Genomic DNA, 13,132 nt, shown 5'->3' with positions numbered 1-13,132 from the left:
GCGACTTTTCCATCTGGCACGGGCTTTTTCAGCCAGTCGGTCTAGCGTCGGCCCATGCTTATCGGTAGTGACTTCTCCTCGCTGGACGCATTGCCAAGGCCAAGGGCCGCGCCATCTGTTTGTGGATGCTGGGCGGGGTATTGGCGATGGGAGAGGGCGTGTGGCCCAAGCACTTTTGTCGGCATGTTGGCGCTCAGGCTGCCGCCCACCCTCGGCTTTGACTTGGACATTACCGCGTTGATCATGGGCGTGGGCATCAGCAGCATGCATTACACCGGCATGGCCGCGATGCGCATGATGCCGGCATCCGTTACCGGCGGATGGCTTCATGGCGGACATCCATCGCGCAGAAGCAGCGCTGACGCCTGACAAGCACAGCACTTGACGGGTATTCTTGGCGCCAACGCTAAACATTTGGTTGATTCAGGAGACTGTAGGCATGGACAAAGTCCTCATCATCACCGGGGGCGGTCGCGGGATTGGCGCGGCGACGGCATTGCTGGCCGCTCGCCAGGGCTATCGCATTTGCATCAACTTCCAGTCGGATGAAGAAGCCGCTCACCGCGTTCTCGAACAGGTCCGCGCGCTAGGCGCCCAAGCCATTGCGGTGCGCGCCGATGTGAGCATCGAGGATGAAGTGATCGCATTGTTCCACCGCGTTGACACTGAACTGGGTCGCGTTACGGCGTTGGTCAACAATGCAGGCACGGTGGGGCATAAATCTCGCGTTGATGAGATGTCCGAGTTCCGCATCCTGAAGGTCCTGAAGACCAACGTACTCGGGCCGATTTTGTGCGCCAAGCACGCGGTGCTGCGTATGTCGCCCCGGCATGGTGGGCAGGGCGGGAGTATCGTCAATGTGTCGTCGGTGGCGGCGCGTCTCGGTTCGCCGGGTGAATATGTCGACTACGCCGCCTCCAAGGGCGCGCTGGACAGCTTTACCGTGGGGTTGGCGAAGGAAGTGGCGGGCGAGGGCATTCGTGTCAACGCGGTGCGCCCCGGCTATATCTTCACCGACTTCCACGCCCTGAGCGGTGACCCGGACCGGGTCAGCAAGCTGGAGTCCGGGATTCCGATGGCGCGTGGCGGCCGACCGGATGAAGTGGCGGAGGCGATTGTCTGGCTGTTGTCAGACAAGGCCTCCTATGCCACCGGGACGTTCGTTGACCTGGGCGGCGGTCGTTGAGACCCCCGGCCATCAGGTTGGCAGAGGGCGCAGCACGTCATAGCCTTTAAGCGAGAACGCCTTGAGCAGGCTGGCTTCGGAGTTATCCAGAGTGCTGTAGCCGTCGTTGAAGAACCCATCGATACGCCCGTTGCGGGCATGGCTGCCGTTCAAGGTGCTGTCGTTCAGGTTATCGAGAAACCGCAGCACTTTTTCCATGTTGTGGGCCGCGTCAGCGCGTGCATCCGGGGCTGCGTTGGATGGGGTCCAATCACCGATCTGCGTCTTAAGGTCATCAGCGATCGCGTAACTGTCGCGGCCCTGCAGGAAACGCCTCATGACCGCGCTCTGTTCGATGATTTGCTCTGCCGAGCGATGGTCGCCGGCCGGTCGGCCTGTCGGACCGCGCATTGCGCGGACCTGTTTTTGTTCGGCCGCCTGCATGTAGTTGGGTGGAATGGGCAAGGGTGTAAGCCCTGCGGGTAAAGCAACGCGCATAAGGAATCTCCGATTCGAACCAGGAAAGGCGCCTCCTATGTGGTCCGTTCGGCCGTCTGGTTCCGGTTCAAAACGACCGCACAATCCGTCCCAAGGTCTCCATCGCTTTTTCCGATGCGTCGGACCACGGGCTGCCGTAGTTCAAGCGGATACAGTTCCTGAAACGCTGGGTCGCCGAGAAAATCGGCCCCGGCGCGATGCTGATGCCTTGGGCCAACGCCATCTGGAACAACTTGAGCGAGTCCGTTTGTTCCGGCAGTTCCAGCCAGAGGAAATACCCGCCGGCTGGCTGGCTGACCCGCGTCTGCGCCGGAAAATATCGGGCAATGGCCGCGAGCATCGCGCTTTGCTGTTCTTCCAGTGCATAGCGTAACTTGCGCAAGTGCCGGTCATAGCCGCCGTGTTGCAGGTAGTCGGCAATCGCAGCCTGAGCAGGCATCGATGGGCATAGCGAGGTCATCAGCTTGAGGCGCTCGACCTTTTGCGCATAGCGCCCGGCCGCCACCCAGCCAATGCGATAGCCCGGTGCCAGGCTCTTGGCGAATGAGCCGCAGTGCATCACCAGGCCCTCGGTGTCGAAGGCCTTGGCGGGTTTCGGCGCCTGTTGCCCGTAGTACAACTCTGCGTAGACGTCGTCCTCGATCAACGGCACCTGGTGGCGGCGCAGCAGTTCCACCAGTGCCTGTTTCTTCGCTTCCGGCAGCGTGGCGCCGATGGGGTTCTGAAAGCTGGTCATGGTCCAGCAGGCTTTGATCGGGTAGCGCTCCAGGCTTTGCGCCAGGGCGTTGAGGTCGATGCCGTCACGCGGATGCACGGGAATTTCCACCGCTTTGAGTTTCAGGCGTTCCAGTACTTGCAGGCAGGCATAAAACGCTGGCGCTTCAATGGCCACCAGGTCGCCCGGCTCGGTGACGGCCTGCAGGCACAGGTTCAACGCTTCGAGGGCGCCGTTGGTGATCAGCAGCTCCTCCATCGGCAGCATCAGGCCGCCGACCATGTAACGCAGGGCAATCTGCCGGCGCAGTTGCGGGTTACCCGGCGACATGTCGGTCACCACCAGGCGCGGGTCCATTTCACGGCCGGCACTGGCCAGGGAGCGGGCCAGGCGGGGCAGCGGGAACAGCATCGGGCTGGGGAAGGCCGAACCGAACGGCACGGTATTCGGGTCTTTGATGGAGTCGAGGACCGAGAACACTAATTCGCTCACATCGACTTCGGTGGACGCATGTACATGTTCACTCACCACCGGCTCGGAAAACGGGCTCGGCGCATGGGTGTTGACGAAATAGCCGGAACGCGGCCGCGCCCGGATCAGGCCGCGGCGTTCCAGCAAGTAATACGCCTGGAACACCGTGGACGGGCTGACGCCGTAGGTCTGGCTGGCATAGCGCACCGAGGGCACTCGCTGGCCAGGGCCGAGCACGCCGGAGCGGATCAGTTCGGCAATGTCGTCGGCGAATTTTTCGTAGCGTTTCAGGGTGGCCAAATTATTCTTCTCAGGATGTACGCAGGGCGAAATGTGGCAGCCGGCAAGCCCGCTGCCACATTTGATCTCTTATGTTGGCGAACCCTCAGCGGCTCAACGGCGCCACGAAGCGGCTGTCGGCGGCGCTATAGACCCACGGTTCGTCGACGTCCGTGACCTTGAAACGCAGGGTCTGCGAACTGCTCGCCGGCTTGTCCGCCAGTAAGGCCACCGACACCGGTACATCGCTGATTTCCCCGGGTGCCAGGCTGATCTGGGTCTTGCCTTGTAACTGGAAGCCCTCGGCATCCACCAGCTCCAGGCGGTAGTCCTGGCGTTGCTGGGTCTTGTTGATGACCTTGAGGCTGTAGATGTTTTCGATCTGGCCCTGGCTGTTCTCGCGGAACATGCCGCGGTCCTTGGTCACGTCCAGCGACACCATTGGCCGCTGCACCAGCGCCACGACCAGCGCGGCGATCATCAGCAGCAGCACCGCACTGTAGCCGATCAGGCGTGGCCTGAGCAGGTGGGTCTTGCCGCCTTGTAGTTGATGTTCGCTGGTATAGCTCACCAGGCCGCGGGCGTAGCCCATTTTGTCCATGATCGAATCGCAGGCATCGATGCACGCCGCGCAGCCGATACATTCCATTTGCAGGCCATCGCGGATGTCGATGCCGGTGGGACACACCTGCACGCACACGTGGCAATCGATGCAGTCGCCCAGGCCGACGTCCGCCGGTTTCGCCTCACGCTTGCGCGGGCCGCGGTGTTCGCCACGGGCCGCATCGTAGGAGATGGTCAGGGTGTCCTTGTCGAACATCACGCTCTGGAACCGCGCATACGGGCACATGTGCATGCACACCGCTTCGCGCAGCCAGCCAGCGTTGATGTAAGTGGCGGCGGTGAAAAACACCACCCAGAACAGGCTCACGCCACCCAGTTGCCAGGTCAGCAGTTCGGCGGCCAGCGGGCGTATGGGCGTGAAGTAACCGACAAAGGTCAACCCGGTCAGCACGCTGATGCCCAACCACAGCGTATGTTTGGCCGAGCGCCGCGCCAGTTTGTTCAGGCTCCAGGGCGCCGCTTGCAGCTTGATGCGCTGGTTGCGCTCGCCTTCGGTGACTTTTTCACACCACATGAACAGCCAGGTAAACGAGCTTTGCGGGCAGGTGTAACCGCACCACGCCCGGCCGGCGAACACGGTGATCGCAAACAGGCCGAAGGCACAGATGATCAGCAGCGCCGACAGCAGGATGAAGTCCTGCGGCCAGAAGGTCGCACCGAAAATGTGGAACTTGCTTTCGGCCAAGTCCCACAGTACGGCCTGGCGACCGCCCCAGTTCAGCCACACGGTGCCGAAAAACGCCAGGAACAGAAAGCCTGCACCGGCGACGCGCAAGGTGCGGAACAGGCCGGTAAAACTACGGGTATGGATCAGGTTGTCGCTGGATTGGGCCTTCACCTTCTTCGGGTGTGCAGGCTCGTGGATTTCCACGGTTCGGACGGGGATTATTTCGCTCATGGTCGTTCGCTCATCAGCCTCCATCAGGCCGACGAACTATGCTCGCCGTGCTGTTTGCATAACAGACTCAGGTGTGGCGATAAAAAGCGGATCAGATGCGCCATTCAAGCGCGCCTGCGACAATGTGCTGCACCCCGTGGCGCGTGGGGCGCAGCTCGGTTCAGCATGTGCTGATACAGATCAATCAAATCACCGAATCACTGTCGCTCGCCCTCAGGTGTTTACGGCCGTCCTTGGCGCCGGCGACGGTCAGTGCGTCGGCCTCGACTTCGGTGATGTAGATCCGGTCGCCGTTCAGCGCCACGAAAGACATGGATTTTTCGCTGTCGGTGCTGACGGTGACTTGAGTCGCGGCCAGGCTTTGTTCCTGGCCGTTGTCATCGACCTTGAAGTAGCAGGTGTGGTTTTCGATACGTACAGGCATGGTGAGTTCCTTGTCATCGTTTGGTGATGGTTGGGGGGTAGCCTCCGGCCAGCGGCTCCTCCACCCGCACGGGCGGGTCTTGCGGCGGTTCTTCCTCGGGAGGCGGCGCCGGGTTTGGTTCGGTGGGCGGCAGGGTTGGCTTGTCGATATTCGGGTCGGGGGTTTCAGCGGGGATCGGGATATTCATCGGTGTGGCCTCCTTTGTGCTTTGCTCTATCGGTGGACAGCCGCCTGGGGGAATTGATTCCCCCGCCGATGGCGGCACATCCACCTGAACTTTTCACCTTCACCCGGGCTCGGACCTTATGTGGCCCTGCTCAGGGAGAGCGGTGCCGTATCAGAATTCGGATCAAGCAAAGAGCGTCCACAGGGCGTAAGGGGAAGATGCTCGATGACTGCTGAAACACTGACTCCAGACGATCGCGTACTGCCGCTGTCCCAGGCTTTGTTGCTGCCTCGCATAGCCATTGAAAGCACCATGCCGGTGATCGACGGCGGCGAATTTGCCGTCAAGGCCGTGGTCGGCCAGCGCATCAGCGTCACCAGCAAGGTGTTCGCCGATGGCCACGACACGCTCGCGGTGGTGATCCGCTGGCGCGCCTTGCAAGATGAAAGCTGGCACCGCGTGGTCATGGCGGATGTCGGCAACAACGGCTGGGAGGGCGCGTTTACCGTTACCGCCCAAGGCCCCCATGAATATTGCATCGAAGCCTGGATCGATACCTTTGCCAGCTTCTGCTACGAACTGCGCAAGAAACATGAGGCCGGCGTACCGGTCAGCCTCGAGTTGCAGGAAGGCCGCAGCCTGGTACTGCAGGCCGCCGAGCGCAGTGATAATCCGTTGCGCGAGCGCCTGATGCTGTTGCACCACGAGCTTTCCGGCCTGCTGGAAACCGAGCAGGTTGCCCTGTTCTTGCACGACGACAGTGCACACTTGATGACCCAGGCCGATCACCACGCCTACTTGAGCATCAGCACCGTCTACCCGATCGACGTGGAGCGCGAGCGGGCGCAGTTTGCCAGTTGGTACGAGCTGTTTCCCCGCTCGATCACCGACGATCCCGCGCGTCACGGGACGTTCAACGACGTGCACGCGCGCTTGCCGATGATCCATGACATGGGCTTTGACGTGCTGTACTTCCCGCCGATCCATCCGATCGGCCGCAGCCACCGCAAAGGCAAGAACAATGCGTTGAACGCCGGCCCGGACGATCCGGGCAGCCCCTACGCGATCGGCAGCGAGGAGGGTGGCCACGACGCGATTCATCCGCAACTGGGCAGCCGCGACGACTTTCGCCGCCTGATCAAGGCCGCCGCCGAGCACGGCCTGGAAATCGCGCTGGACTTCGCCATTCAGTGTTCCCAGGACCATCCGTGGCTCAGGCAGCACCCGGGATGGTTCAACTGGCGCCCTGACGGCACGATCAAATACGCGGAAAACCCGCCGAAGAAGTACCAGGACATCGTCAACGTCGATTTCTATGCCGCCGATGCGATCCCCAGCCTGTGGACCGAGTTGCGTGACGTTGTGGTGGGCTGGGTGGAAGAGGGCGTGAAGACATTCCGCGTCGATAACCCGCACACCAAGCCGCTGCCATTCTGGCAATGGCTGATCGGCGACGTGCGGTCCAAGTACCCGGAAGTGATCTTCCTCGCCGAAGCGTTCACCACGCCAGCGATGATGGCGCGCTTGGGCAAGGTCGGTTACTCCCAGAGCTACACCTATTTCACCTGGCGCAACACCAAGGCCGAGCTGGGCGAGTACCTGACGCAATTGAACGAGTCGCCGTGGCGCGAGTGCTTCCGACCGAACTTTTTCGTCAATACCCCGGACATCAATCCCGGCTTCTTGCATCAATCCGGGCGCCCTGGCTTTTTGATCCGCGCCGCGCTGGCGACCATGGGTTCAGGCTTGTGGGGCATGTATTCGGGCTTTGAACTGTGCGAAGCCGCGGCGGTGCCGGGCAAGGAAGAGTACCTGGACTCGGAGAAATACGAGATCCGCCCACGGGACTTCACCGCGCCCGGCAACATCATTGCCGAGATCGCCCAACTCAACCGCATCCGCCGGCAAAACCCGGCGTTGCAGACACACCTGGGGTTGACGCTCTACAACGCATGGAACGACAACATTCTGTACTTCGGCAAGCGCAGCGTGGACGGCAGCAATTTCATCCTGGTGGCGGTCAACCTCGACCCGTTCAATGCCCAGGAAGCCCACTTTGAATTGCCACTGTGGGAGCTGGGCCTGCCTGACGACGCCCACACCCAGGGCGAAGATTTGATGAACGGCCATCGCTGGACCTGGTACGGCAAGACCCAATGGATGCGGCTGGAACCGCAGATGCCGTTTGGGATTTGGCGGATCACTGCATCCTAAGCGTAGTGGGGATCGACATGGGGGAGGGGGCAAGCGCCCTCCCACATTGACCCGGTTCAGTCTGCAAGATTTTCGAGTTTTCAGGAGCTTCCAATGGCGAAGAAACCCAAGGCTGCCACCTTTATCAAAGACCCGCTCTGGTACAAGGACGCGGTGATCTACCAGGTTCACGTCAAATCCTATTTCGACTCCAACAACGACGGCATCGGTGACTTTCCCGGGCTGATCGCCAAACTCGACTACATCGCCGACCTTGGTGTGAACACCATCTGGGTCCTGCCGTTCTACCCCTCGCCACGTCGCGACGACGGCTACGACATCTCCGAGTACCGCGGCGTACACAGCGACTACGGGACCATGGCCGACGCCAGGCGCTTTATCGCCGAAGCCCATAAACGCGGGCTGCGGGTGATCACCGAACTGGTGATCAACCACACCTCCGACCAGCACCCGTGGTTTCAGCGGGCGCGCAAGGCCAAGCCCGGTTCGGCGGCGCGGGACTTCTACGTGTGGTCCGATGACGAGCAGAAATACGACGGCACCCGCATCATCTTCCTCGATACCGAGAAGTCCAACTGGACCTGGGACCCGGTGGCCGGCCAGTACTTCTGGCACCGTTTCTATTCGCACCAGCCCGACCTCAACTTCGACAACCCGCAAGTGATGAAAGCCGTGCTGTCGGTGATGCGCTACTGGCTGGACATGGGCATCGACGGCCTGCGCCTGGACGCGATCCCTTACCTGATCGAGCGCGACGGCACCAACAACGAAAACCTGCCGGAGACCCACGACGTCCTCAAGCAGATCCGCGCCGAGATCGACGCCCACTACCCCGACCGCATGTTGCTGGCCGAAGCCAACCAGTGGCCGGAAGACACGCAGTTGTACTTCGGCGACAAAAAGGGCGACGACGGCGATGAATGCCACATGGCCTTTCACTTCCCGCTGATGCCGCGCATGTACATGGCGCTGGCCCAGGAAGACCGTTTCCCGATCACCGACATCCTGCGCCAGACCCCGGAAATTCCGGCCAATTGCCAATGGGCGATCTTCCTGCGCAACCACGATGAACTGACCCTGGAAATGGTCACCGACAAAGAGCGCGACTACCTGTGGAACTACTACGCCGCTGACCGGCGCGCGCGCATCAACCTGGGCATTCGCCGGCGCTTGGCGCCGTTGATGGAGCGTGACCGCCGTCGCATCGAGCTGCTCAATAGCCTGCTGCTGTCGATGCCCGGTACGCCGACCCTGTATTACGGCGATGAAATCGGCATGGGCGACAACATTTACCTCGGCGACCGCGACGGCGTGCGCACGCCGATGCAGTGGTCCATCGACCGCAACGGCGGCTTTTCCCGCGCCGACCCGGCCAGCCTGGTGCTGCCGCCGATCATGGACCCGCAATACGGCTACCAGTCGGTCAACGTCGAAACCCAGGCCCAGGACCCGCATTCGCTGCTGAACTGGACCCGCCGCATGCTCGCGGTGCGTAAGCAGTCCAAGGCGTTTGGCCGGGGCAGTTTAAAAATGCTTTCGCCGAGCAACCGCCGCATCCTCGCCTATACCCGCGAATACACCGGGGACGATGGCCGCACTGAAATCATCCTGTGCGTGGCCAACGTCTCGCGCAGCGCCCAGGCGGCCGAGTTGGACCTCTCGGCCTTCGCCGGCATGGTGCCGGTGGAGATGCTCGGCGGTAATGCGTTCCCGCCCATCGGGCAGTTGAATTTCCTGCTGACCCTGGCGCCGTATGGCTTCTATTGGTTTGTGCTGGCGGCGGAAAACCAGATGCCCAGCTGGCATGTGGAACCGGCGCAAAGCATGCCGGACTTCACCACCCTGGTATTGAAAAAACGCATGGAAGAGCTGCTCGACGAACCGTGTCGCACCGCCCTGGAGCACACGTCGCTGCCGAGCTGGCTGCCCAAGCGCCGCTGGTTCGCCGGCAAGGACACGGCCATCGACAGCGTGCATATTGCCTATGGTGTACGGTTCGGCGACCCGCAGCACCCGGTGCTGCTCAGCGAAATCGACGTGAGCGCCGGTGGCCAGGTCAGCCGCTATCAACTGCCGTTCGGCTTCCTCGGCGAAGACCAGTTCACCAGCGCCTTGCCGCAACAACTGGCCCTGGCCCGTGTGCGACGCGTGCGCCAGGTTGGGTTGGTGACCGATGCGTTCAGCCTGGAACACTTCATCCGTGCAGTGATCCAGGCCTTGCAGGTGGGCACAGTCTTGACCACCAGCCAAGGCGAGTTGCGTTTTGAAGCCACGCCGCACCTGGCCAAACTGCAACTGAGCGATGAATCGGCAGTGCGTTACCTGGCCGCCGAGCAGTCCAACAGCTCGGTGGTTGTGGGCGAGAGCCTGGTGCTCAAGCTGATCCGTAAAGTCAGCGCCGGGGTACACCCGGAACTGGAGATGAGTGCCTACCTGACCGCAGCCGGTTACCCGAACATTTCGCCGTTGCTCGGTTCGATGATTCGGCGTGACGCCGAAGGTCAGGACAACCTGTTGATGATTGCCCAGGGCTACCTGAGCAACCAGGGCGACGCCTGGGGCTGGACCCAGAACAACCTGGAACGCGCCATACGCGACGAACTGGCCGAAGCCATCTCCGAACAGGAGCAGCACTACAACGCCTTGGGCGAGCTGGCGGACTTCGCCGGTTTGCTCGGGCAGCGCCTGGGTGAAATGCACGCGGTGCTGGCGGCGTCAACGGCCAACCAGGATTTCAACCCCGAAGTCACCACGGCCAAGGATGCCCAGGCCTGGGCCAAGGATATCGGTGCGCAGATCGAGCGCGCCCTGCAATTGCTCAAACTGCATCAAAGCCAATTGAACCCGGCCGATCAGGCGCGGGTCAGTGAATTGTTGGATCAGAAAAAAGCCATCGCCAGTCATGTCCAGGCGTTGGCGCAGGCCACGTTGGGCGGGCTGCGCATTCGCGTGCATGGTGATTTGCACCTGGGCCAGGTGCTGGTGGTGAAAGGCGACGCCTACCTGATCGACTTTGAAGGGGAACCGGCGCGGCCACTGCACGAGCGGCGCGGCAAGCACAGCCCGTATAAAGACGTCAGCGGTGTGCTGCGTTCCTTTGATTACGCGGCGGCCATGGCCTTGAATGTGCAGGGCGTGGACCAATCACCCGCGGCGCACGCCGCACGCCAGCGTGTGACCGAGCGCTACCTAAGTGAGGCGCGTCTGGCATTTATCAAGGTTTATCACGCGGCGACGGCTACACTGGCGCATGACTGGCAGGATGCCAAAGGCCAAGACGCTGCGCTGACGTTGTTCAGCCTGGAGAAGGCCGCGTACGAAGTGGCCTATGAAGCGGAAAACCGTCCGACCTGGCTGCCGGTGCCCTTGCAGGGTTTACACGGTTTGCTGAGCGGGCTCATACCTGGATCGAAATCTGTACGCGGTGGGGAGACGTCATGAGTTTTACGAATAAAGAACCGCTGCAGCCAAAACTGACTGCAATGCCGGCGTCCAAGGACGTCGAAGCGCTGGTGCGCGCCGAGCACCATGATCCGTTCTCGATTCTCGGGCCCCATGATGATGAGCAGGGCGGCCAGTTTATCCGTGCGTTCCTGCCGGAGGCCTTGAGCGTCGAGGTGCTGAGTCGCGACGGTGGCGAGCCGATCGGAAGCCTCGACGCGACCCCGGTGCCGGGCTTGTTTATCGGGCATTTCAGCAGTCGCCAGGCCTACTTGCTGAAGATCCAATGGGCCGGTGGCGAACAGATCACCGAAGACCCTTACAGCTTCCAGCAACTGCTGTTGGGGGAAATGGACCTGTACCTGTTTGCCGAAGGCAATCACCGCGACCTCAGCAACTGCCTGGGTGCCCAGGTGACCACGGTCGATGGCGTGCAGGGCGTGCGCTTCGCTGTATGGGCGCCTAACGCCCGGCGTGTTTCGGTGGTGGGCGACTTCAATATCTGGGATGGCCGGCGCCACCCGATGCGCCTGCGGCATCCATCCGGCGTGTGGGAGATCTTTATCCCGCGCCTGCAACCGGGCGCGGCCTACAAGTACGAAATCCTCGGCGCCAACGGCATCTTGCCGCTCAAGGCCGACCCGATGGCCCTGGCCACCCAGATGCCACCCGACACCGCGTCGAAAGTCGCTGCGCCGCTGCAGGTCGACTGGCAGGACCACGCGTGGATGCAGGCGCGCACCGAAAAGCAGAAGCCCACCGCGCCGCTGTCGATTTATGAACTGCACGTCGGCTCCTGGCAGTGCGAGCTGGACGAGGCCGGTGAGGTTGCGCGCCAGTACGGCTGGCGCGAACTGGCCGAGCGGCTGATTCCGTATGTGCAGCAACTGGGTTTCACCCATATCGAGCTGATGCCGATCATGGAGCACCCGTTCGGCGGCTCCTGGGGCTATCAAGCGTTGTCCCAGTTCGCGCCGACTGCGCGCTTCGGTTCGCCGCAAGAATTCGCCGAGTTCGTCAATGCCTGTCACCAGGCCGACATCGGCGTGATCCTCGACTGGGTGCCGGCGCATTTTCCCACCGATACCCACGGCCTCGCGCAATTCGATGGCACAGCGTTGTACGAATACGCCAACCCGCTGGAAGGCTTCCATCAGGATTGGGACACGTTGATCTACAACCTGGGCCGCACCGAAGTGCATGGCTTTATGCTGGCCTCGGCGCTGCACTGGCTCAAACACTTCCATGTCGATGGCCTGCGCGTGGATGCGGTGGCCTCGATGCTGTACCGCGATTATTCGCGCAAGGCCGGCGAATGGGTGCCCAACCGCTATGGCGGCCGCGAGAACCTGGAAGCCATCGACTTCCTGCGGCACTTGAACGACGTGGTCGCCCTGGAAGCACCCGGCGCGCTGGTGATCGCCGAAGAATCCACGGCCTGGCCGGGCGTCAGCCAGCCGACCCAACAGGGGGGCCTGGGCTTCAACTACAAGTGGAACATGGGCTGGATGCATGATTCCCTGCATTACATCCAGCAAGACCCGGTCTACCGCGCCCACCACCACAATGAACTGAGTTTCGGCCTGGTGTATGCCTGGTCCGAGCGCTTCATCCTGCCGATCTCCCACGATGAAGTGGTCCATGGCAAGCACTCGCTGATCGACAAGATGCCCGGCGACCGCTGGCAGAAATTCGCCAACCTGCGTGCCTATCTGAGTTTCATGTGGATGCACCCGGGCAAGAAGCTGCTGTTTATGGGCTGCGAGTTCGGCCAATGGCGCGAATGGAACCACGACCAGCAACTGGACTGGTACCTGCTGCAATACCCCGAACACCGTGGGGTACAGAAGCTGGTCGGTGACTTGAATCGCCTGTACCGCGAGGAGCCGGCGCTGTATGAGCAGGACGACGCGCCCCAGGGTTTCCAGTGGCTGATCGGCGACGATGCGATCAACAGCGTCTATGCCTGGCTGCGCTGGAGCAAGGACGGCCGGCCGGTGCTGGTGGTGGCCAACTTCACGCCGGTGCCCCGTGAAGCCTACAAGGTCGGCGTGCCGTTTGCCGGGCGTTGGAGCGAGGTGATCAACAGTGATGCGGACACGTATGCCGGTTCCAACTATGGCAATGGCGGGGGGGTGTTCACCGAAGATGAGCCGCGTCATGGGCAGCCGGTGTCGCTGTCGTTGAATTTGCCGCCATTGGGCGTGCTGATTTTACGTCCCCAAGACAGTTAAGCG

9 protein-coding genes and 1 pseudogene are annotated in these 13,132 nt (G+C 61.8%); 5 read left to right on the top strand and 5 right to left on the bottom strand.

What is annotated here, in order from left to right; all coding sequences use genetic code 11:
* Positions 1-77 precede the first annotated feature (77 nt).
* Together ACS5Q8_RS15735 and ACS5Q8_RS15730 are read left to right on the top strand one after the other, a co-directional pair.
* Positions 78-303 (top strand): annotated as a pseudogene (locus ACS5Q8_RS15735) (MHYT domain-containing protein); the annotation flags it as partial.
* A gap of 136 nt (positions 304-439) precedes the next feature.
* Positions 440-1,186 (top strand): SDR family oxidoreductase, encoded by a 747-nt coding sequence (locus tag ACS5Q8_RS15730; RefSeq protein WP_426102515.1) that lies wholly within the window; start codon positions 440-442, stop codon positions 1,184-1,186.
* A 12-nt stretch (positions 1,187-1,198) separates the two neighbouring features.
* On the opposite strand, the gene ACS5Q8_RS15725 is transcribed toward ACS5Q8_RS15730, so the two are convergent.
* The 5 genes from ACS5Q8_RS15725 to ACS5Q8_RS15705 all read right to left on the bottom strand — a co-directional run bounded on the left by ACS5Q8_RS15725 (position 1,199) and on the right by ACS5Q8_RS15705 (position 5,261).
* On the bottom strand, positions 1,199-1,663 hold the full coding sequence (locus ACS5Q8_RS15725; protein WP_276193242.1) for a hypothetical protein: 465 nt from the start codon (positions 1,661-1,663) through the stop codon (positions 1,199-1,201).
* A gap of 67 nt (positions 1,664-1,730) precedes the next feature.
* Positions 1,731-3,140 carry a GntR family transcriptional regulator MpaR gene (gene mapR, locus ACS5Q8_RS15720; RefSeq protein WP_426102577.1) on the bottom strand — a complete coding sequence of 470 codons (1,410 nt, stop codon included), beginning with the start codon at positions 3,138-3,140 and terminating at the stop codon, positions 1,731-1,733.
* A 94-nt stretch (positions 3,141-3,234) separates the two neighbouring features.
* Positions 3,235-4,650 (bottom strand): cytochrome c oxidase accessory protein CcoG, encoded by a 1,416-nt coding sequence (gene ccoG / locus ACS5Q8_RS15715; protein ID WP_465159124.1) that lies wholly within the window; start codon positions 4,648-4,650, stop codon positions 3,235-3,237.
* Between the two features lie 184 nt (positions 4,651-4,834).
* The gene (locus ACS5Q8_RS15710) at positions 4,835-5,074 is read right to left on the bottom strand and encodes a DUF3203 family protein (protein WP_247399489.1); all 240 of its coding nucleotides are present in this window, start codon (positions 5,072-5,074) and stop codon (positions 4,835-4,837) included.
* Between the two features lie 13 nt (positions 5,075-5,087).
* Positions 5,088-5,261 (bottom strand): hypothetical protein, encoded by a 174-nt coding sequence (locus tag ACS5Q8_RS15705; protein WP_247399487.1) that lies wholly within the window; start codon positions 5,259-5,261, stop codon positions 5,088-5,090.
* A gap of 204 nt (positions 5,262-5,465) precedes the next feature.
* On the opposite strand from ACS5Q8_RS15705, the gene ACS5Q8_RS15700 reads away from it, so the two are divergent.
* From ACS5Q8_RS15700 to glgB, 3 genes are all read left to right on the top strand, one after another.
* Positions 5,466-7,454 (top strand): alpha-1,4-glucan--maltose-1-phosphate maltosyltransferase, encoded by a 1,989-nt coding sequence (locus tag ACS5Q8_RS15700; protein ID WP_247399484.1) that lies wholly within the window; start codon positions 5,466-5,468, stop codon positions 7,452-7,454.
* A 93-nt stretch (positions 7,455-7,547) separates the two neighbouring features.
* The gene (treS, locus tag ACS5Q8_RS15695) at positions 7,548-10,895 is read left to right on the top strand and encodes a maltose alpha-D-glucosyltransferase (RefSeq protein WP_443695119.1); all 3,348 of its coding nucleotides are present in this window, start codon (positions 7,548-7,550) and stop codon (positions 10,893-10,895) included.
* Positions 10,892-13,129 carry a 1,4-alpha-glucan branching protein GlgB gene (glgB, locus tag ACS5Q8_RS15690; RefSeq protein ID WP_465159123.1) on the top strand — a complete coding sequence of 746 codons (2,238 nt, stop codon included), beginning with the start codon at positions 10,892-10,894 and terminating at the stop codon, positions 13,127-13,129. Before treS ends, glgB begins: the two co-directional genes overlap by 4 nt.
* Positions 13,130-13,132 lie beyond the last annotated feature (3 nt).

The organism is Pseudomonas sp. PAMC25584, from assembly GCF_058135675.1.
Note: the sequence above shows the minus strand (reverse complement) of the source record. Positions and strands in the feature narration are given on the sequence as shown.